The organism is Pseudomonas syringae group sp. 247E2 (assembly GCF_032587795.1).
Taxonomy (GTDB): Bacteria; Pseudomonadota; Gammaproteobacteria; order Pseudomonadales; family Pseudomonadaceae; genus Aquipseudomonas; species Aquipseudomonas amygdali.
Genome location: NZ_JAWHPK010000025.1, coordinates 265662 through 288309 on the forward strand (window position 1 = coordinate 265662; position 22648 = coordinate 288309).

The window sequence follows — 22648 nt, forward strand, 5'->3', positions numbered from 1 at the left end:
TGTTAACTGACGGGCATGGCGGTCGGCAAACGGGTCGGCCACCGCTTTCTCGTGCTGGAGGCCCGGCTCATGTCTGTCATTTCAAAGTGGATCGAACGGATCAGAATCCTTTTCTGGTCGGCTTCATGGCGCAAGAGCGTGCTGCTTGCGCCGCCCTTGATCGCCGAACTCCTCCCTGACATACCCGGCGGCGAACCCAATCTGCTTCCCAGCAGTGCCTGGCTCGTGCCGTTGCGGGTCGATTTTCCCATGTGGCAAAACTCCGGGCCCAGCCTGGACTACCCTGAGTATCTGCGCGTGTACTGGAATGACGTGCTGCTGGACGAGAAGGTCTGGACCGGACCTGTACAGCCTGACGATCTGTTCATCATGATCACGCAGCAACACCTTGGCGAAGGCCGGCATCGACTCCGTTATAGCGTCGAGACCGCGAACCAGATGCTGACTGAATCCGAAACACTGGCCTTTGTCATTGATAAAACGGCACCGATATTCGCAGACGAAGAGGCGCTGATTTTTCCGCAGGAAATCGTCAGCGACGGTCTCACCGCGGCCTGGCTGAACACTCATGACGACACCGTGCTGGCCGAAGTGCCCGCGTATTTTTCGCCGAGCCCCGGGGATCTCGTTATCTGGTACTGGAGCAGTACGCCGACGGGATCGGAGCACACCGGAACCCTGCCGCTTGTAGAGTCCGATATCGGTAGCACGATTAGTATTGCCTTCGACAAGCAAATGGTTCTAGAGAGTGGCGATGGCATTCGTTATGTGTCCTACAAGTTGAAGGATCGCTCGGGGAATGCCGGGCCCCGTGCGCTGGCTGTTTCGCTGCTGGTGTGCGCTCGGCCAGTACCCCGTGTGCTGCCACCCCCTCAGGTTCAGAAGACCACAGGCCGGCCAAGCGCCAGTACGCTCGATCCGGTAAATGCTTATCGGGGCGCAGTGGTATCGATACCTGAGGATGCCGTGATTGCTCCCGGTGACACCGTCCGTGTTCAGTGGGCCGAGCCCGGTAGTGTGGGTTCCTTTCTTACGGAGGTAGCAGACTCGAGGCTGTTCAACGTGCCTTCCACTCAGATTGCCCAGCATTTCGGCAAGTCGATCCCGGTGTACTACGAGGTGTTCGAAAATGGCGCCGACCCACCTTATCTTTCGGACCGGCATACTCTGACTATTCTGGGGATGACAGGCTTTCCAGTCGTGCAGTGTGACAAGGTCTCCGGAGCGATTCTGAGCCTGCAGGACATTCCCGACGGAGGCTACGCACAGTTCAAGCTCGACAGTTGGTCATTCATGGGCACTGATCAGTTCATCACCATTGATGTGCGTGGTGTCAGCGGTGCTAATGATGAGTTGTTGATCGTTAACGTTCTGGATGAATACCCGGTGCCGCTAGTGGCCGATAGAATCGACGCCGGTGTTATCAGCAAAACGGATTTGAAGGCATTTAATATCGACACTCAGCTGGATGTCCGGGTGCGTGTGAGTTTCGACCAGAAGCTCTCCTGGCAGTCTTTCCCTTCGCTCAGACTAATGTTGTACCCCTGAGGAGGTCATGGACCGCCAGGTTGGCAGTCCACGGCGCATTGCTACTTGTAGGTCATCGTGAAGCTGAGGGCCCCTTTGGCCTTGCCCGGCCGGATCGCGCTGCTGGCCTGTGTCTGGTAGAAGCGGGCGTAAAAGTTCAGCACAACGTTACCGGGTGTGATCACCATCATTGGCACTTCGGTCTGCAGCTCCATGGGCGTGACTCCATCACCTTTGAGAATCTGAATCCCCATGCCCTTGGCGTCCGAGTCGCTGGTCAGGGTGAAAACCCCGCTGCCGACAGGGCCCTCGGGAACAGAGCCTTCGACACCATCGAGCTGGATATGCGCCGTTGCCACGAAGCCTGCGTCCATGTAGGTCTCGCAGTTACTCAACGCAATACTGAAGGGCACCGCCGGTGTGGTGAAGCCGGGACCGGTGAAGTCCGCGCTGTCCCACTCACCCAACTGCACCGGGTCGGCACTGACCGGATCTGCACCAACGCTGCACTGTGCCTGAAGTATCGTGCCGGTTAGCCCGTACTTCATGATCCTGCCAAGCGTTGTCACGCTTCCGGAGAACAGTTCGCTGCCATTGAGCACATTGGGGCCGGAGGGGATCGGTCCGGTCTTGACCAGCGTTACATAGTTGTGCAAATGAACCAAAGGCAGGCTCGTGAGCATTTTCTGGTGGTCGTTGAGGCCGATGAACGGAACGGAGGCGCTTCCTCCTACAGGCGTGAAGCAATTGCTGCAGTTCCTGTCATACGGATACCCCAGTCTTATCCGCACTCCGACGCCCGGAATATTGGTTTGCAGTATCTTGCCTGTGAGGTCTTCCCCGTTTATCGGCTCCAGCGTGCCAGGAAATATCGGAACCGTAGCCGTTGCATTGAATTCCAGAAGAGCAGTGCCGTCATTTCTGCAGGCCGCCTCCAGACCTGCCTTGTCTGGCGTGGCTTGAAGCATATCGATGCTACCGATAAAGGTGCCCACTGGGGCGTCTTTCGGGACGTAGAGCGTGCCGATGTCGCGCCGGTAATCTTTTATTCCCGGTGGGGAAATCCAATAGCAATCGTTGCTCGGTATGTCATCCGGTACGTCGGAATAAGCCGCAGCACTATAGCTGGTCCCCAACAGGATCAGACTGGGGAGCAGGGCGTTCAATGCAGAGTTCATGGGGGGATTCCTGAAATAACAATGTCGCGGATGGCTCAGACCTGATGTCACTGGGCACACGTCATGTCTTGCATTCGGTAGCCCTTGGCCAGAGTCATGCCGGCGGGGTCTATGTGCAGATGACACTGAGGGTCGCTTTTCTCACCCCAACGGACATCGAGGGTTTGTGCCTGCATGCCGGTGGACAGCAAAATCTGCCCGCCCTGACCTGCGATGCCCAGAATGTTGCCCTGCGCATCGCTCACCTGGGCACCGAATGGCAACGGTTTGCCACCGTCAGTGGTTGCATTGATGATCAGGCGTGTCACCGTGCGCGCAGCGAAAGTGGTCTTGATCACGGCACCCCTGGCAGGTACTACTTGAGTACTGGCGTTATCGATTTCCACCTCGGGCCCCAGTCGGTCGGTTTGCAAGGTGATCGGGTTATGGCGGTAGGGACGCAGATAGGGCATCAATGCGTAGCCGCGACTATTGGTCCTGACACCGGTAGCGTTCTGTATGCCAACGCCGGGTGTATCGGGTACTTCGATCAGGGCGATGGTGTCGCCCAGATTCGGGCCGAACTCGATGCCGTCCGCATGCAGCAACAAGGCACCACTGGCGTTGACTGATGCACTTCGATAATCATTGCCTTGGGTCACACCGGCGCCGAGGCTGGCGAAGGGCGCCTGATAGCCGGCCGCAAGGCCTGCACTTTGCTGCTTGCCGTCATCGTTGCTCAGACTGGCGTGATAGTTGACGCGGTTTTCATAGAGGCTGCCGCTCAGGCTGCCCCGTTGACTGTGGCGATTGGCGCTGCTTTGCAGGTCGAATGTGGCATTGCTCGAATGGCCGGTGTCGAGGGGCATCGAGATGCTCAGGCCGAACTGCCGGTCGTTGCCGCGGCTACTACTGGCTGCGCTCAGTGACTGTGAGGCGTAGAAGTTATAGGTGATCCCGGCACGATGGGTGTTGAAATTGAATTGAAATTGTCGCTGTTCGATATCGCTGCCCCAGTAATCCTGTTGCGACAGCGTCAGACCAGCGTTGCTGCGTAAGCCGATTCTCTGATGAACCGAAGCTTCCAGGCGGCTTCGGCGGCTGCCTGTGAACGTAGCGTCGTTGCTGCGCTGACTGACGGCTTCGTCGAAATCCCGATAGCCTTCGGTGGAATAGCGATAACCTGCGAAGCGCAGATTGGTCTGGGTAGTGAACGCCTTGCCATACTTGATGGCGTAACTCATGCCTTGCGCGCTGGACTGACCGGGTTGGTCGATGCTGGCGCTTGACCGGGTCACATCGAATGCCATCGCCCCCAGCGTGCCCATGTCCCGTGACACGCCCAGTGCAGCGGCGTGGTAGAAGTCGCTGGTTATAAGTCCGCCATAAAGTGTCGAGTTCCAGCCTGTTCCAACGGCCAGCGTGCCTTGCCACAGCCAGGGATGCTCGGTGGCGTAGGCACCGTTGAAGCGGCCCAGGGCGGCGCTGTATTTCCAGGCGCCTTCGCGCAACAGGTTACTCATGGTCGAGTAAGGTTGGGTAAAGCGCCGTACCTGACCATCGGCCTCGGTCAGCACGATCTCCAGTTCGCCGCTGCCCGCCGTGTTCAAATCATCTATTTCATAGGGGCCGGCACTGACATATGTGGAGTAGATCGGGTAGCCGTTGCGCAGCACTTCCAGTTTGGCCCTGCTTTGCGCAACGCCACGAATCACCGGTGCGTAACCCTGCAGGGAATCGGGGAGCATCTCCTGATCGGTTTTGATCAACCCGCCCTTGATCGGCACGCTCCGGAAGACATCGCCGCCGGTGTAGGTTTCACCCAGGGTCAGGTTAGCGTGCGTGCCGGGCAGGTCGCGCTGTGCATAGGCATAGGCTCTGGTCCACTCGCGATGTCCCTGTGCATCCTGACGCACGCTTTGATTGCTGCGCAATCGCCATGATCCCAGGTTGATACCGGTGTTGAGGTACAGGTCTGCGCTGCTGCTGGTGCCTGTCTCCCTGTGGGTCGTCTGTTGCGCCGAGGTCTGGTAATTGATGAAGGCGGCGTTGATGCCGTAATCCCAAAGCGCCGGGTCCACTCGCCCGTTGGCATCGCGGCGCATGGCGATCTGCGGTATCGAGATCGAAAGTTGCAGTCTGCCCCCGTCCAGTACGACCCTGGCGTCCGGAATCAGTTGCCCCAGCGCGACACAGGCGACTTGCAACAAGGCCGGGTCGGCCAGACTGCCGAGACGTACGCCGATCTGCTCCAGCAACTCCGGCGACAGGCAGGGTAGCAGGCCGTTGCCTTGTGGGTCGGCATCGAAACGGATCTGACGTTGGCCGAAATAGCGCATATTGACGTGGATTTCTACCCAATGCTCGCCTGGCCCGAGGCTCTCGACAGCTGACAAATGGTTCAGCACGCTGGCCGCGGCCGCACTGTCATAGTCCTGGCCCTGACGCAGGAAGCCGGGCTGGAAATTGACGGCGGTTGCCGCTCTGGTCGGCTCCAGTACAACGGTAACGCTGCCGCACACAATCAGCACCTGCATAAAGCGCAGGCGCACTGGTATGAACCCGGAATCGGGTAATAGGGTCATGTTCAATGTCCTGGGATGAAGCGGGCTTGCGCTGTTTCAGTCAGTCAGCGTGGCCGTAGCTGTCAGCGGCTGGCTGTAGCCGCCGTAATCGTTGATCGCGGCAAACACCACCTGAAGGCCCGGTACCGCTTTCGTTTCGTTGAGCTTGTAATGGCGAGAGCTGAACGGGCCAAGCATGGCGACTTCACTGACCTTTTCAGTCCTGCCACCGCCGGAGACGTCGAGGCGAATGAACGACACATGAAAGGGGGTCGGATTCATGGCGGTCAGCTCTGCCTTGCCGGCAATCTGCCGGACCGACCATTGCAGGTCCTTGAGGCGGGCAGTGGGGTTGTCAGTCAGCAGAGCCGGGCGATAAAACAGTTTGATACGGGTACGCAGGGCAATATTCAGTACATTGCCTTGCGAAGAGTTGGCCTGAGGTATTTCCTGCACGTTGAAGTAGAACAATGATTCACGATCGGAGGGCAGGTCCTGGGGCAGGCCATTGATCTGTACGTGTTGTTCCTTGCCCGGATTAAGGCGAAAAAGTGGCGGCGAAGGTGCGAATGGAACGACGGTGACAGTGTCGTCTGCCTCCGTATTTACCCAGGTCTGTACCGCGAACGGCCGATCACTTGGATTGGATATGACCACCGACGTACTGCGCTTGTCGCCATCGAATACTATGCGCGTTGCGTTGACGGTCAGTGCTGCCTGGCTGGCAGGTATATAGGCTGCGCACATGAATAATATCGTGCACCCCGCGAGGGCAGGTCTTTTAAAAGACTGTTGGCACATCATGAAAAGTTACCTTGTACGTTCAGATCCGAAACGGACCTGAACGTATTGAAGATGCTTCACGTGAAAAGACTATTGATCCTTACACAGTGAGCGAGTGGGTCGATGTATCAGTTAATCGCGACAACAAACTGGACATCCGCCGAGGCAGCACCGGCTTCAACGGTAGCTGCTGTCGAACGGTAGTAGGCGTTGAACACCATGTCGGTGACACCACCTTCGACCAGTGTGTAAGGCGCCGACATGTCGCCTGGTTTGATCGAGACCCCGGTCTGGTCCTTGATGACAATCGCAACGCCCTTTGCCCCGTCGGCAGTAGGGGTGACGTCGAAGTAGTCGCCGCTGCTGTCCGCATCACCGGTGAAGGTGACTTTGGCCGTATTCAAGTTACCACTCGCCAGGCCACAGTTGCCGTTGTCATTGACGCGCAGGGCAAAGCTCTTGCCAGACAGTTCGTCACCGATGCCGGTGAAGCGGCTGGCCTCGATAGAGCCCATGTTAACCAGGTTGCCGGCAGAGCCATCGCCCGGATTGACCACTTCGATAGGGCAGGTGGTGGAGGTTATCTTGCCTTCGAAACGGATGGTGCCGGAGTTGGCGGATGCGACAGTGCCGGTCAGTGTGGTTGCCAGAGCAAGGCCTAGTACGGATAGCATTTTATTCACGATAAAAACCTTATAAGTATTAACGTTACAAGAGTGGAAATGTAACTATTTATGGTGTCTTGAGAGACGGTTTGTGTTGTACGTCATGACGGGGCGGGAGTTTACAGCAGGTGCGTTAGTTGCGAAGTCTCTGGCGGGCTTTGGTTAGTGGCGGGAGGTGTAGGACATTTCCTAAATTAGTGTCATACATTTAAAATCTTGAGTTTTACGTTGTTCCGGGTTTTTCATGGGGCTGTGCTTGTCTGTTCGGGCAGAGAATCCGAAGGGGCAAATGTAACGGTATGGAAATACAGGCGTTGACTGAAATGCCGCCGACAGCGATGGGCTTTTTATCGGCGGCGGGAAGTTCGGTTCTCTCACCTGCGAATCTCGTATATAAGCATGTATACGTTCTGTCCTAATTTGCCAAGCTGTTTTGTAAAAGCTGTGCTTCGTGCCAGCCATGAAGGGCTGCTGGGTGATGCTTCATTAGTTACCAATTGCTGGTCGCGCCTGGCGTAAGGGCCTGTCATTGGCCGCGGGTTGGGTCGCGGTGGCACAGGCTTTGACTTCCCGACCGCTCTTGGAATCAACGTATTCTCTGCTAAGTTACCTGCGCCTGAATTCGCTGGATTCGTTGGAGCAGCCCCATCCTCAGACGTGGACTTCGACCTGTTCAAAAACCTGAATAGTCTGCCCGTCAATACCGGCTTAGTTACATCGTCCCCAACGTGGACCGCAGCATGGACCGCTCTTTTAAGCGTATGTCTCAATATCCCCCCACTGATCTCTACAGCGGCCCCGATATAGCCGAGGTATTGCCCTGCTTGCATGGCTTTGGTGTTTCCCGTCACCGCACCATAAGTACTGGCAGCCGTTGATGCAGCACTGATAAAGGTTCCTGTCGCCAACACTGCGGTTGTAATGCTGGCGCCCGCGTATGAGGTCATCGATAAGCCTAGAAATGCTATAGGGGCCGTGACGGGGGTGGCTATTCCAAACGTGGTAACTGTCGCGTAGTAACTGAGTAGCGTGAACACTACGCCAGCCGCGAGCGAGACCCAGGTCCATAGGCCCAGGTCACCCCGCATCTCTGCCGGTATCGCATCCTCATCGGGCCGTCGCAGCCTGCCGCTCTGGGAGCTGGCGTCATGCCCGGTGGGGTCGCGCCAGGCAATGGGGTTGCCCAGGCAATAGGTATAGGGGTTGACCCCACCTGCGCCAAAGGGGCTCAAGGAATCGGGGCTGTGAAAACGCATCATGCCGGGGTTGTAGGCTCTGTAGCCATTGCCCAGCAGATACCAGCCCGTGTCTTTTTCGCATACCTCGCCGTTGAACCCAGTGACGCTGAGCAGCGCGTCATCGCTGTGGCGTTCTCCGTAGGCGCTGTAGACAGCTGTTCGCAACGTGTCCTGCTGGAACTCACCAATAACGCTCTGGTTCGCATCCGTCAGCAACAGCAGGGTTTCGGCAGGTTCTCCGATGGTCTGCTGGCCTATGGGTTGCTCGTCAATGTGCAGAAACTGAGTTCGTCGGTCGTCCTGCACCGTGCTGCTCAACTGCTGGCCCTGATAAAAACGCAGTATTTCGCTGTCACTGCCATTGCGGGTGGTGGCCAGATGATCATTGCTGTCGTAAGCGTATGTGTTGATCGGCTCACCTGTCGGTTTGTCCGTCCGTACAAGGCGGCTTTCACTGTCGTAGTACAACAGGTTGCCATGCTCGTCAGCGGACTGATTGCCGTTGGCGTCATAGCTGAACGTCGGGGGCGGTGTGTCCCGTGGAGGCAGGTAGGTGATGCCGAGTAACTGGCATCGGTCCCTGGAATCGGGGTCCCCTTCTTTGCCATAGCGGAAAATGGCCGTCTCAGTGCTGAAGCAGGCCTCATTGCTGACGTCGTCAAATCTGGTAGTGGTCAGGGTCATGTTGTCCAGCTCGTCGAAGATGAACCTCTGGTTGATGATCGCTTTGCCGGATGCGTGCACTGGCCGGGTACTGCCTGAATAGGCGACGCCGCTCAGACGACCTCGAGCGTCATACTGGAACTCTTCCAGCAGCAGCGGGTTGCCCGCTTCCTGCAAATGACGGCTTTGCATGAGCCCGTCGGGTTGCCATTGCTGTGTCAGCGTACGTACAGGGTGATTGCCGGCATTCTGCGTTCTGAGAACTTCCTGTCCTTGGTCGTCATATTCAATACGGTTTACCAGGCTGGTTCCGGCTACTGTGTCATGGGTCGTCATCTCGCAGGGCTGACCCAGTGTGTCATAACGGGTGGTCACCTTCACGTTGCCCTGAACGGCACTTTCGAGTCGGCCGAACGTGTCATACCGGTAAATCGTTTCAACGCCTTTGACACTGTTTTTGACGCCGCCTTTGCTCCGGCCTTTGACTACACCTTTAACCGGGTTTTTGACGTCTTTTTGTTCGACATCGGTGCGATACATCGCACGGCCCTGCAAGGATGTCCGATGAAGGGTTTGCCAGGTCCGGCCTTGCAGATCTTCCCAGGTCTCTTTGGTCAGCTGGTTATGCGCGTCATAAGCGTAAGTGCGCTTGCCCTGCTTATTGGTGGCAGAGATCAGGCGGGCACTGACGTTGTCATACTCGAAACGGGCAGCGTCATCCGGTGCAGTACTGGAGACACTGGAGACGATCTGATCGGTGAGTGCCAGGGTGTAGGTGTAGCTAATGTCATCACCCTTGGCCGTTTTGCGGGTTTTGATCTGCCGGTGACCGTCCTCATACTCGTAATGCTCGATACGTTGCCCTGCCTGGGCCAGTGTCAGACGCCCGAGCCCGTCGAACGTCTGTTTGCCTGCCGCGGTTTTGGTAATACCGTCCGGATGAATCACGTTCAGGCTGGTCGGCAGCTCGGTGGTGCTGAACGGTTCATACTCACGATGTGCCTCGCTGCTATCGGGCAAGCGTGTGCTGACCATGCGCGACCAGGCGTCATAACTGAACTGCGTTTTGTGGTCTGACGCATCGGTCTGTTCCGTGCAGCGTCCAATTCCGTCGTAGAGAAAGGTTTGTGAGCCCAGATCTTTTCCTGCTGCGTCCTGGCTCTTGATCTTGTCCGGTTTGCCGAACATGTTCAGCCAGGTCTCGCTACGACCACTGATCAGAGGTTCTGCGTCACCGCTTTGCACCCAGGTCTTCTGAACAGGACCGTTATGTTCTTTACTGCCGATGGGGTCGTGGTACTGGTGAGTCTGCATGCCGTGATCCGAGGCAATGACAGATTGCTGGTTCCAGTCGTCGTAGGTGTAGGTGTTTCGCATAGCGAACAGTTGCTGGTTGTCGAACCAGTCGTAATCCGTTTCGTATTGCACATTGTTCCAGGCGTTGTACTGCGTTTTATGGATCATGCACATTGCTTGCAGATCATTGCTGTCGATGTGGTCCCGTTCCTCGAGTATTACCCGGCCCAGGCCATCCATGACAGAGCGGGTCTTGACCTTGCGGGCGTCGGTCAGCACTTGTTCTGCGCACTGTCCCGTATCGGAACACAGGGTGTACTCGTACTCGCGACTGGCTTCATAGCCAGCACTTGAATTCGGTGCGATCGTTTCTTTGGTCAGCCGGTTGAGCGCGTCATAGACATAGCGGATCTCCACGCCTTCTTCCAGGATCAGCAGCACCTGGCCGGTCAACAACGACTGCTGTTGCTGCTTGCTTATGCGAGTGTTGTCGAAGCCGATAGTGGTGATCTCTATCAGCTGTACCGGGACCTGCAAGTGTTTGCTGTTGCCCTTGCTGTTGCCCTTGCTGTTGATCTTGATCTTGATCCGGTCTTTGCCCTTGCCTTTGATCTTGATCCTGATCTTGCCCTTACCCTTTTTCTTGCGGCTGCTGCTATTGGTGCTGTTGCTGTCGCTGTGACTGATGCTGGCGTGGCTGTACTCGTAGACGGTAACGGTGTCCTTTCCGTTCACGGACTCGATATTTTTCGCGATCCGACCATGCTGGAAAGGCGCGTCCGGCTGGTTGATGTGCTCCAGCAGGATCTTTTGCAACTCCACAGAGGTTCCACCGCTTTCAAGCTGCAGCAGTGTTTCGGTTTCCGGCACGATCCAGTCGGGTAACTCGCTGCCCGTCAGTGCAGGCAGCGTACTGTAGCGATAACGTGTGGACAGGGTAGGGGCCCCGGACTGCGACGATGGCGCGGGTTCGACCACTTTTTCTTTCAGTCGGGAGACAAACCCTTCCGCATCGGCCGGGCAACCGTCGCCACCGCCGGCCGGGTACCAACTGCTGACTTCTTGGATCCCGTCGGCGCGTGTATGCACCAGCGGATTGCCGTAAAGGTCATAGGTATAGGTGACGGTTTCTGTGCGCGTCCGCTCAGGCTCGTCCAGCCGTTGCCAACGGGTGGTGACTTCGCTGGGTAGCTGACAATTGTTGGGCTGCATGGAGTAACGCTCGCCCGGCAGAATGTTGTAGGCGGTCGCGACCGTTTGCTGGTTGTTGTTTTGGGTGGTGACTTCAAGGGTCTGCAAGTGAAAGCGGTTGAAGGTCCGCTCTATGCTGCGCACGGCCTTGCTGTCGACCCACAGGCTTTCGGTACAGACATAGTTGTAGTCCTGCAAGGTTTTGTAAAGGTTGTCCAGGCCGTCGTCTTCCCAGACGATGCGCAGCTCTGCACCGAGAAAATTTCGTGAGTGTTGCTGGCCGTCCTTATAGGTATATCGCACATCGACCTTTGCCTGACCGAGGCCGGGATCGATGACGTGCTTGGTCACTCTGGGTAGGGGCGGGCGACCGGCGCTGTATGGAAACGCATGGCCTTCATCCTCGTAGTAAACATCTTCGCTGCTTCCAGACGGTGTCTCTACATGGTTCACGCACCATTGATGGTCGTTCTCCAGGGTATATTCAAAGCGCCATGACGCATTATTCTCGGTGGGCAGGGTGATGCGCGATACGCGTCTGTCGGTGCCGACGAGGGTCATCAAAAAGCGCGCCAGTGGAGCACCGCCAATGCCCTCATACGGATGCAGTTTCAGCTCGACGAAATCGTCGCTGCGTGCAATTTCCAACAGCGTCTGACCCAGGTCGTCAGTGATCGAAGCAAGCATGTAGGTGCTGCTTTTGAACAGCTTGTGCTTGAGCGTGATGCTGTGCCCGGACGGCGCGATGATTTTCACCGCCCAGGCCATTCTTTTATTGCCGCTGATGTGCAACTCGAGGATTTCCACCAGACCTGATTTGTGCACCACCCGGTAGGACGTATCGTCCTGCTTGTAGAAGTGGAAGGTGTCAATTTTCTTCTCGGTCATCGTCCGTAGGCCGTTGCTGCCGGTGCCGTCGACCAGGAAGGTCTCGCCTGTGCTGAGGGACAGGATCTGAGTGGCAGGGTTGTATTGTGAAACCTGTAGATTCCAGCCCATGCCATAGCCGCTGTCCAGCGTATTTAGCTGACTGTAGGACAGGTCGAGTCGGAACCCTGGTCCGCGCAGGTCATTGCTTTGCAGTTCGGGCATGCTGATCGATATGTTGTACAGCCCGGTGCGCGGGTCAACGCCGCTTTTCAGACAACTCATGAAATTGAACGCGTTGGAGTGCACGGAAGTAGAAGCAGCCATGGAGCGGACCTCGATGATTGATGCGGGACAAGCGCTGCGGTGTCTGACGATTGTGCAGTCCTTGCGCTCTGTTCATTGACGCCCCCCAAGCCTGAACTCCCTGAGGCGTCCGTGTGGCTGGAGGTCTTGCCTAACCCTAACAGTCCGAACCCGGGCAACAACCTAGCAGTAGTGCTAGTGGGCAACTGGTGGGCACCGGCGTAAAAAAGTCCTATCCGCATTTGCAAGGTCAACCCTTGCGATACACCCATTCAGGCGGAAACGAGAAAGGAGTCTCACTCATGGCGCTGGATTTTCCCGCCCCCAAGGTGCCCGACCTGCAGCAGCCCGGGAATTACCTCGACCTGGATCAGTTGGGCGGCGCCGACCTGCTCACCTGGATCAACTATCCAGGTATCGAAAAAGGTGATTGGTTCATGCCCAACTGGCGAGGTTGCAGCGCCTTGGGCGCAGTGGAGGACTATGTCGGCGAACTTGTCGAGGTCGGGGACCTGGAGCCTGAAGGCATGCTGCTGAAGATCAATAACCCGTTGCTGACGAGGCTTGACAATGGCTGGGTGTTTTACTCGTACATAGTCGAAGGCAGCATCGAGGAATCCCAGCGCCTGTTTTTCTATGTTGGCAAACGTCCACCAACGGCTGCCGGGCTGGGGGTGCCGCAATGCAAGGAGTCTCACGATCTGAAGCTTGATCCCGACCTGCTGTGGGGCGTCAATCAGGTGTCGATCGTGACGCCGCCGTATCTGGCCATGCGCGAGGGCGACAAAGTGATCCTCACACTGGATCTTTATTTCGACGACGGCTGCCCCTCGGACCCTTGGGTCGAGTCCCGGTTATTGACTGGGGACGAGGTGGGCCAGCCTTTGCGGTGGTCGATAACCACTAGCGTATTTTTTCCAATTGCAAATGGCGTCGCGCTGATGAGCTACCGCATCGAGTATGCCGATTCCACATTGATAACGGATTCAGTCACCCAGTCACTGGCCATCGTCGCACCGTCAGCGGCGTTATTGCCGGCATTGAGGATCAAGGATTTCAACGGTGGCTCACTGGATCCGGAAGCCTTTCCTGGCGGCATCACCCTGCTGATCGATCCTTCGGGCATGCAGATCGATGACGATGTCGTGGTTTACGTTTCCAGCGGCAATATGCTGGTGCAGACCCTGAGGGCCGACATATCCAATCTCGACAGTGGCGTACTGCAGTTCTCGCTGGCGAATGCCTGGCTTTGCGCCAATAACGGCAAGGAAATCGAGCTGGTGTATCAGTACGCGCGACCAGGCCATGCCGCCAGCTCGTTGCCGCGCAAGGTCATGCTGAGTCTTGCGCTCGATCTTCCTGTGCCCGTTATCGACCACGCCACGATCGAGAGCTCTGGAGAATGGGGAGTAAAGGGCTATATCAATGCCTCGTGGCTGCAGAGCGGGGTGAAAATTCGCATACCGGACAATGCTTTCATCGGTGACGATTCCACGGTACAGATGCACTGGGATGGCAATACAAGCACGGGCAGCTTTATCGCTGATCCTTCACCAGACGATCCGCGCCTGTTCATCATCCCGTCCACGGCGGTTCCGGCCAATATGGGCAAGTGGGTAGATGTGTATTACAAGGTCGTTTCGCTGTCGCAGTCAGGCACTTCGCCAGTATTCGAACTGGAAGTCAGAGGCCTTGTCGGTGTTTGGCCGGTTATCCAGATCATGCGACCACGCATTACCGATACCAAGCTTTACCTCGACCTTGTGCCGTCAGAAGGTGCGGGTCTGGACCTCGCATCCTGGCCCTATATGGCACCCGGGCAACGGGTACGAATCAAGGCCATTGGCTTGTCACAATCGGGTTCGCCACAAGCGCTCGGGCTACGTACCGGCGCAGCCGAACCGCTCAGTGAGGCGGAATACCAATCCAAGCAGGTGTCGGTGATCATCCCGAGGGACTTTCTGGAGAGTCTGAAGAGAAACGAACTGACCAACACCGTGGCGGTTGAAGTCAGCTTTGATGACGGGGCGACTTACACACAGTTTCCGTCTATCGATTTCGAGGTACTGGACGGTCATTCTTTACAGGCCGGCGGGCTGGCGCAGGACGCAACAGCCACTGGTATGACCCCACACATGCAAGGACGCAACCCTATGGCCAATAACACGCTGAACCACCTGACCGAGTGGATGAAAGACCCCGCTAACAATGTTATGTGGGGTTGGGACTCCATCGCTGCAATGGCCCGAGGCGAGGTGAATAACCTGTTGCTTCAGGAGTATGTTGCGCGTTTTTCGTCGGACACCTGTATAAAGCCTGTGAGCGGAGAGGTGATACTGAGCGACGGGTTTAAAGAATGTATTCACAATTTTATTCTGGATGCGCCCAGACTGGCCTTCTCGAACGATAACCTCGGTTATTCTCATGCGACATTGACCTGTTCGATTCTGGGCGGAACCCAATTGACGATGAAGAATAACGTCGATAATTGGGAAGCCTACAGGGTTATCCATATCGATGCGCTGCAAGGTCCGAAGCTGACACTGGATCTCGCGCTGGAAATGGTCCCGGGCAATATCGAGAGCGATGGCCGGGTGCGGCTCGACCTCAAGGACAGTGACAATTTCATTCTTACCTTCGCGGCTGACAGGGCTGACCGGGCACTCGGCGGAGATTTTTTCAAAGCCCTGTTCAATGATTTGCCGGACGATGAGCGCATATGGACGCTTGGCGTGATCAAGCGTGGCAGCAATGATCTGATGCACCCTCAGTCTTTCAAACTGCGCACCCAGACCAATCCTGCAGCACCTCTCGACCCGGATGCCGCCAACTATGGCGACGGGGCCGTGCTGGTGTTCATTCGTCTGGAAGGCAGTCAGGAAGACGGCGACATCCCGGTAGAGTATCAATACCTGATACCGGATGATGTCGGGAAAGATTACTCAGCAACAGTTTTGTTCAGTGCTGAGCGTACGTTCAAGGCGGCACTGTTCATCGGCGAGGTGACCAAGACCATTGCTTCGGTTATTGCAGACGTGGATTTCGAATTTGTTCATGATGGCTCCGGCCGACTGGTCAAGGCGACGGCCAAGTCGGGCAGATTGAAGACGTCCGAGTCGAGCAGCCGGGATGTTGAGGTTGAAATCGATCGCGTGCCAGTCATGGCAAATGTTTACAAACCCGAGACCTGGCTTGAGGCGTTGGAGAGCACGCCTTTGTCAGTGGAACTCATTTGCGATGGCACGGTGGCATTGACCTGGAAGCCCAAAGCTACACCCAGCGTTGTGCTTACGTTGCTAGGCCAGACGGTACTGGTCATGAGCAAGGTCATCACGGTCGATGTACGGTGCATTTATACCTTCGCCGAAGAAAACAACGACCTCGTTCTGACCCCCAGCCTCACGATAAATACCACCAGCGGTGAACCGGCTTTCGGAGATTTGGATCCACCACCATTGAGCCCGTCATTAGCGTTTTTGATAGTGGCAGTAAAGACGAATTTCGAGACCCTGGACACTCATCCGTTCGAGTCCGGGATCAGGGCCGTACTAAAGGGCAAACTCGCTACCCGTGTGCCGATCAGTTCGTTCATCCGGGACAGTATCAATCTCAATTTCAACGAAGCCATTGTGCCTGATGTACTGCGTGCGCCCAGAGACATAGCCGCCTTCGGGCGCATCAATAGTTCCGGGGCAGACTTTGTCGTCAGCCCGGCGGAGCATCTGATGGTAGTCGACAGTTCCACCACCTTCACCACTCAACCGCTGGGATTGAGTGTGACGTGGGGTGTCGAACGTCTGGATGGTCATACGCAGAACTACGGTGCCATCAATGGTGCCGGCCGGTATTACGCGCCAGAAAGCTCGGCAACCGAGTTTCCGTTCACACGTGTTCGGGTGACGGCCACTGACATGAACTCCAACTATCAGAGTTCGGCGCTGGTCACGATCGTGACCAACCCGATCACCCTCAATCCGTTGATTCAGGTGTGTGACGCCGGGCAGATTGTGGAGCTCGAGGCAGGCTCGCTCGGCACAGAAGAAATGCACTGGTCGCTCAAGGATCCGGTTCCCGGCGAAAGCGGTGTCCTGGAGCCCAGCCAACTGGCTGATGGTGATCACCGTTACGTCGCGGCGCAGCAGGTGTCCGGCAAAACCTACCTATTGGATCAGATAGTCGTGACCAGTGGGCAGGCGAGTGTTTCGTCGTGGGTACTGGTAAAGCATCAAATCCCGCTGTTAACCGTGAAAGTCGTAAGAACCGTGGAGGTTTCGGAAGTTCTGGAGGTTGCGAAGGTCGGCAAGTCCGTGGACGTTGTGACCATTCGTGCCGATCAGGTTCAACTGCAAGCGTTTGCCGATGGCGCTACGCCGGCCGGCGTCGAATGGAGAATAGGCGCCGGGAGCGGGAGCATCAGTGACGGCTTGTACACCCCCGACATATCGTCGACTGACCGGTTTGTGCTTATTTTTGCCGAGGCCGATCATTCAGTCTTTGACGTCATTGAGGGGCATATCATATTGCCGCTACCGGTGGACGGGTTTGCCACGGAGCTGGAATTGATGAAGGGCAAAGAAGTACCGGCGTCCTGACCCAAGGCACATCGGTCTTATCTATATCAACATCACAGGAGGTGATGTCATGGCTGGTTATTCAGCGGAAAGTCTGTTGGCATGGATGAAAGATAACACGCGTCTCAGAGGCTGGGACGCGATCATTGCTCTGGATGGCGACAAGGTCAACGAGCTCCTCGACCATGTTTACCAACAGAGTCTGGCTCAGGGAATGTCGCGTCCGGTGCCGGACGGAAGTATCACGATTCCCGATACGTTTGATTCCCATTTTTTTTCGGGCTGTGTTCTCGGGGCACCAACCTTGTCGTTCAAGCACAGCGTTCTGGAGAATTCGCTGCTGGCCTGGCGCATTCCGGTTATCGCCGGTTTGCATACCGTGGTAGAGAACGCTCTAGGGCAGCACAATGTTCACAGAATCGCAGCCTACGACCCACTGAATGCGCCGGGCCTGGATTTCGATCTGGAAATGAGCAGTCAAAGCGCGGATCTGGTGGTGGACCTTGGTCTGGCTAAAAACCTTTCACTGGATTTTCCGGGCCATTCTACCGAACGAGAGAATATCGGCGACTTTTTTCAGGATTGGTTCAGCAACCCGGAAAATCAGGAGCAGCAGTTCAGGCTGGGTATTTTCAACGAGCACAGCAACGAATTGCTCAATGTACGTAGAATTGATGTGCGATCACAGCTTGAAAGCCCCAATGCTGTATCAGTCCATAAAAAAGGCGCGTTGCTGCTGTTCACGACCATGCAATACGGCGTGTCGGGCGGGATTCCGGGTGGCGACTCCGACTTCCGTTACCTGATTCCCAACGATACTCAGCATTCGTATTCGGCGACCGCCGTGTTTTCCTCTCACGCACTGCACCGTGCTGCCTTTGGTCATGCGGCGATACAGATGCTGCAAGCGTCTGAATTCAGCTACAACGTTCCAAACGATAAACCACTGAAGCAGATGGTCGCTCAGGCCGGCACGTTTGAAGTTCCGGCTGGAGAATATCGCAGCGCGGAATTCGTCTTTGAATCGGAATCCTTCAACGTTCAGGCCTTCAACGCCGAGCATCCCCTGACCATTGACTTCGAGTACGCCCAGACCACGCAGACCTGGGAATTTCCCTGCACGCTGGGTTTTCGCTACAGAGCGCTGGACAGCGATGAATGGCAATCGCACAACGCTACCTTCAACATCAGCCTCAAGCATGAGTTTCATCTGCTGGAAGGTGAGTCAGATGATCAAGCAGTGGAAGGGCATCTTTATACACCTTACCTGTTCGATCATGAGGTCAGCGCCGTTCCAGGAACGCTGGACAACCTGAGTGTCAGGGAGCTGGAGCAGGTCAACGGCTTCGTGGCCTACACCGTCAAACACGCTGTGCTTCAAGGGTTGAGCAAAACTCTGGATGCTACCGGCGCCGAGCGTTTTCTGGGCGGCTGGTTATTGCCTGACGAGCAAGTTTTGCAACCCGTACTCAAGCGTCTGCCTTATGACCTGGCCGTGTTCGGTCGTATCGATCCCGGTGCGTCCACGTTCAGTATCGCCGGGCACCAGGCACTGATCGGTATAGGCGAAGAGCTGCAATTGACCACCCGGCCTGCGCGGGCGGGCATCGCCTGGTCTCTGGAAGATCCTTTGGGTGGCGATGCTGAAGGACTGGGAAAAATCGATATGCAGGGCCGGTATACGGCTCCCGCAACGCTGCCCGCAAGGCAGGGTTTTCAGCGTGTACTGATCAAGGCTATTGACCCGGTGTCGGAGCATGAGAGTACCGCAGTGTTGACGGTGCTCACCAGCAGCGTCAGCGTCAGCCCGTTGATTCAGGTGTGTAATTACGGTGAACGGATAGCGCTTTCAGCACGCAGTTCGCGTGCAACTCCCCTGAAATGGACGGTGGTCGATCCGGTAGCCGGAGAAAGCGGGACGCTTGAGGACGGCGTCGATGCACCGCATGAGCAGTTTTACGTCGCCGGTGCAGGGGGGGCAGGGAATACCTATGTCCTCGACACAATAACGGTCAGCGACGATCAGCACACCCAGTCAATTCAGGTTCTGGTTCTTCGCCACTCACCGATGCTGTTCATCACGCTTGTCAGCGTCAATGATCAGCGTGCCGAGCTGAAAGTCGTCGTCAATGGCCATGACCTTCCAGTCACCTGGAGTCTTGATGGGCCGGGCTCTATAGACGCCACTGGCGTGTACAGCTGTGATGCCGAAGCACCCGAACGCTACGTTGTCGTGTTTGCAGAATTTGAAGACGACGCTTTGGGCACAATGGCCGGGCACTTGATTCTGCCGCTGCCATTGAGTGGTTCCTCCGGTGTGGTGCAGGCACTGACCGGGACAGCGGGGGGCTCGGCGGCTAATGCAATGCCCCGTTCATTGAGCGGTATTGTGCAGCGAGCGGGTGCAGGTACCTTGACCCAAGGCTGGGGAGCCGTCGCGGCGGTCAGTCGCAGCGAGCTCAACCGGCATATAGAGCAACAATACATCGAGCGCTATCAGGATCTGGCCTTCTTGCCGTTGTTCACCGGCGACATCGTGGTGGATGAGCGACAAGGCGACACTGTTCGTCTGAAACAGGTCGAGCTGGGCGTGCCGGTCCTGTCGTTTCTGCCTGACTCGCCGGGCTCCGGCAGTGTCCTCGTCACGATGAACATGGTGTCTGGCCGTTACAGCGGCTTGCATCAGCCGGAGGGGAGTGCAACCACCGTGTCCGGCAGCTCCATCATCAGCGAGCCCATGGGCTTCAGGCTGGCAATGACTGTTGACCTCTTCGTGGGTGATGAGGGGCATGTGCTGCTCGATCTGGCCGGCGGGGTTGACATTGCCTGTAATCTGGGGGGCCTCGATGATGTGATCAATCTGCGGCTGGCAGATTTCTTTGCTGAGGAGTTCAAGCAGATTGCACTTCATCGCCGGGTTTTCTCTGTGCTGCAGGCACAGCTCAATCGCTATCATGTTCAGACGCCAGCCAGCTTGCGGCTTGTTACCCGCGCTGCGCCGCGTTCAAGCGATGCGCGTATGGACACTACTACCGGTGATGGCGCGCTTGTGCTGTTCATGGGCGCGCAGGATGGCGACGCTGAAGGCGTGTTTGCACCGACAGATGATTTCGTTTATCCGATACCTGATGATCGTGGGGAAGACGGTCAGCCAACCTACGGCACGGTGCTGATGCTCTCGCAAGAGACTCAGTCGATGATCGAGCGTGAACGTCTGCACGTGGCGGACTGCCTGAAGTTCACCGGTGGACGCGTATTCGAACCACTTGAGCAATACCGTCCACATGACCTGCTGTTGTTTGGCAGCCTTCGTTCGACACAGGCCAGCATTACACCCCTGTTTTCGACCCTGAAGGCCGGGCAGACTCAGCGATTTGCCCTGCACAACCCGCAAGGCGAAGAAATACCGGCCACCAGCTGGAGTGCGTTAAGCATTAAAAGCCACCTGGCTGCGGGAAGCGGCAGCATCTCTTCCAGCGGTGTTTACACGGCGCCGGGGCTTGAGGCGATTGGCCATGACGCGTTGCGCGTGGTCATCACAGCCACGTATGAAGAGTCAGGCGCTGTCGTCAAAGTCTCGGCGCTGGTGGGTGTGGTATCACGCAGCATGGAGTTGGCGCCAAGTGTAACGGTAGTGCCAGGGGGGGATGCGCTGCAACCGGTCTCGCTGGCGGCTTCGACGCTTGACGGCAGCCCGGTGAGCTGGGCGCTGTTGGGCACTGAGCTTGGCAGTTTGAGTACGGTCGACAAGGGCGCGCTCTTCAGTCCGGATGCCAGGTCCGGAAAAAGAGCACTGGCGGTGCAACAGATACAGGCGTTGGGTAATGACCGTGGCATCGCTACGGTGCTTATTGCCAAAGGGCAGCAAACGCTGCGTATCGAGCCAGCTTTCGTACCCAGAGCACGGCCAAAGGTAGCGGTGCAGTTACACGATGACAGCGCACTGCTGCTTGGGTTTGAGCGACGCTGGAAAGTGGCGGGTGGGCTAGGCACTGTTGATCAGCAGGGGCTTTTCATGCCGCCCGATCAGGCGTTTGTCGCCAGTAGCGTGGTGAGCTGTGAAGTGCTGAGCAAGGGGGTGGTTATGGCGTACGGCTATAGCGTCATCGAATTATCCGAAGTCATCGATGAAGAAAGTTGGCAAGAAATGTCGATGTTTATCGTCACGGTTCCTGGCTCGTCACCGCCTTACGGTAATACAGGCAATCTGTACCCCAACGGTTATCAGCAACTCAGGCTGCAGATCAAGACCCAGATAAGGCCGCACAACAACATCGAGTACGAGCTGAGTCCCACCGAAAGGGCCTCCATGCGTCTGGTAGACGATGAATCCAATCAATGTATCGAGTCAGTACTCTCCCATCTCGAAGGCATACCCGAGGGGGATGGCCAAACGTGGCGCGTGCGCAGTCAATATAACCGCTTCGAGCTATCCGGGGCCGGCGTCTTGGCTGCTGAATCGGGCCTGGATGCGTCACGGACAATCACGCAGTACTTCTTCCTGCACAGCCGGGCGGTATCGGGTTTCGTCAAAGTCTTCCACGCGAAATTTCAGGATGACAACGCCAAGTGGTGGACCTCTTTGATGGTTGAAGAGATCAACAGCAAGGTTGAAATCACCCCGCGAAACTTGCCCAGGTTCGATGCCCGCAGTTACACCTTCATTCCGCGGCGTGCACATGGGGATGGCGGAGATCCTCCGGTTGATCCGCCGTCGAGTGGGGCTCCGGACTTTGGGGAAGATGTGCATTTCGATTACCAGTTCGAGACCACTGATTACTGGACGCTGACTGTCATTAACCCCGAAACCCAGCAATGGGTGAATTTCGAGACACTGAAGTTTCTGCCCTCCAAGCCTGACGGTGACGGGATCAATACGTCGATCATTCTCTGGGAGAGCGAGCTGGAAGAAGAAAAAATGTTCAGCTGGACGGGTTTTATTTTCGACGACCCTGCGGTTATCGGTGATGTAAGCAAGGTGAACTTTGACGAAGCGCTCCAGGACGTGATGGGGGATGTCCACACGTTGGACATTGACGTCAAGATGTCCTTATTCGAGACCGGCAAACTGGTCATCAGCCTGCACCGCCTCCGGGGCCTTAAATATATCCCGGTAGGTGACTCACGCGACAAATTGATGGGGGAAATAGTAGTCCTGTTGCTCGATAAGCAGGGCAATGCCCATAAACGACGAATCGGTTTTCTGGCCACCGGCGTCGGCAGGCGCAACCGTCTCATGCATACCCTCTATTCGGTATAGAAGCCCGAATAAGGCATTGATGCCACACACCGACAGGGAGTCATTATTATTATGAATGCGCTAAGTAAAACCTTTGCCTGTGTAGTGCTTGCGGGTTTGACAGGCTGTACGCTCGTCCCGTCCCACAGCCCGGTGCCAAAGCCCCCGGCACAGGCGGTTCGACTGATCATGCTCGCAGCAAACGCTGATGGCGGAGGCAAGAACTGCAACTTTACCGCCAAGGACGACACGGTTTATCTCAACAAAGAAGATCATGGGTGCACGAACGATGAGATGAGTTTTATCAAGCTGGATAATGTGCGCTCGGCCATGAAGATATACCTGGAATCCAGAGATTGTAATGATTCGGGAGGCTGGGTATTTGGGCTCGAGACTTATATCGACCCCCTTACAACACCCTGGATATCCATCGACCAGCTCAGAAGCAAACCGGTCGACACCATCGTCAGTCGCGGCGTTGTTGTGATCAAGGCGTATGACGGTGATGAAAATATAAAAGGCAAGTTGTCCTGCGTGCGTGTCGATGTATCGGATTAGCTGTTAGTACAACTGGACTTGTC

Annotated in this window: 9 protein-coding genes; 4 read left to right on the forward strand and 5 right to left on the reverse strand. The window is 56.4% G+C overall.

What is annotated here, in order from left to right; genetic code table 11:
- The first annotated feature begins 15 nt into the window (after positions 1–15).
- Positions 16–1548 carry a hypothetical protein gene (locus RYC18_RS21460; protein WP_044294584.1) on the forward strand — a complete coding sequence of 511 codons (1533 nt, stop codon included), beginning with the start codon at positions 16–18 and terminating at the stop codon, positions 1546–1548.
- A gap of 41 nt (positions 1549–1589) precedes the next feature.
- Here the strand turns inward: RYC18_RS21460 and RYC18_RS21465 are convergent, their stop codons facing one another.
- The 5 genes from RYC18_RS21465 to RYC18_RS21485 form a co-directional block, all read right to left on the reverse strand.
- Entirely contained in the window at positions 1590–2705 is a 1116-nt protein-coding gene (locus RYC18_RS21465) for a fimbrial protein (RefSeq protein WP_016981028.1), read from the reverse strand.
- Positions 2706–2752: 47 nt separating this feature from the next.
- A complete protein-coding gene (locus RYC18_RS21470) occupies positions 2753–5269 on the reverse strand; it encodes a fimbria/pilus outer membrane usher protein (RefSeq protein WP_316886774.1) in 2517 nt (838 codons plus the stop codon).
- Between the two features lie 36 nt (positions 5270–5305).
- Complete coding sequence (locus tag RYC18_RS21475) at positions 5306–6052, reverse strand: molecular chaperone (protein WP_031594897.1); 747 nt, start codon at positions 6050–6052, stop codon at positions 5306–5308.
- Positions 6053–6159: 107 nt separating this feature from the next.
- A complete protein-coding gene (locus RYC18_RS21480) occupies positions 6160–6714 on the reverse strand; it encodes a fimbrial protein (RefSeq protein WP_029240880.1) in 555 nt (184 codons plus the stop codon).
- A 356-nt stretch (positions 6715–7070) separates the two neighbouring features.
- The gene (locus RYC18_RS21485; protein ID WP_316886780.1) at positions 7071–12278 is read right to left on the reverse strand and encodes an RHS repeat-associated core domain-containing protein; all 5208 of its coding nucleotides are present in this window, start codon (positions 12276–12278) and stop codon (positions 7071–7073) included.
- 281 nt (positions 12279–12559) lie between these two features.
- On the opposite strand from RYC18_RS21485, the gene RYC18_RS21490 reads away from it, so the two are divergent.
- From RYC18_RS21490 to RYC18_RS21500, 3 genes are read left to right on the forward strand one after another with little or no spacing between them, the layout of a single operon-like run.
- On the forward strand, positions 12560–16849 hold the full coding sequence (locus RYC18_RS21490; RefSeq protein WP_316886782.1) for a hypothetical protein: 4290 nt from the start codon (positions 12560–12562) through the stop codon (positions 16847–16849).
- A 49-nt stretch (positions 16850–16898) separates the two neighbouring features.
- Positions 16899–22088, forward strand: coding sequence for an imidazole glycerol phosphate synthase (locus RYC18_RS21495; RefSeq protein WP_316886784.1), 5190 nt, complete (start codon positions 16899–16901; stop codon positions 22086–22088).
- Between the two features lie 51 nt (positions 22089–22139).
- The gene (locus RYC18_RS21500; protein ID WP_005753400.1) at positions 22140–22625 is read left to right on the forward strand and encodes a hypothetical protein; all 486 of its coding nucleotides are present in this window, start codon (positions 22140–22142) and stop codon (positions 22623–22625) included.
- The last annotated feature ends 23 nt before the right edge of the window (positions 22626–22648 follow it).

Coding starts and splice junctions, on each gene's coding strand:
- RYC18_RS21460 (WP_044294584.1), top strand. CDS start 16: ATGGCGGTCGGCAAACGGGTCGGCCACCGCTTTCTCGTGCTGGAGGCC.
- RYC18_RS21465 (WP_016981028.1), bottom strand. CDS start 2,705: ATGAACTCTGCATTGAACGCCCTGCTCCCCAGTCTGATCCTGTTGGGG.
- RYC18_RS21470 (WP_316886774.1), bottom strand. CDS start 5,269: ATGACCCTATTACCCGATTCCGGGTTCATACCAGTGCGCCTGCGCTTT.
- RYC18_RS21475 (WP_031594897.1), bottom strand. CDS start 6,052: ATGATGTGCCAACAGTCTTTTAAAAGACCTGCCCTCGCGGGGTGCACG.
- RYC18_RS21485 (WP_316886780.1), bottom strand. CDS start 12,278: ATGGCTGCTTCTACTTCCGTGCACTCCAACGCGTTCAATTTCATGAGT.
- RYC18_RS21490 (WP_316886782.1), top strand. CDS start 12,560: ATGGCGCTGGATTTTCCCGCCCCCAAGGTGCCCGACCTGCAGCAGCCC.
- RYC18_RS21495 (WP_316886784.1), top strand. CDS start 16,899: ATGGCTGGTTATTCAGCGGAAAGTCTGTTGGCATGGATGAAAGATAAC.
- RYC18_RS21500 (WP_005753400.1), top strand. CDS start 22,140: ATGAATGCGCTAAGTAAAACCTTTGCCTGTGTAGTGCTTGCGGGTTTG.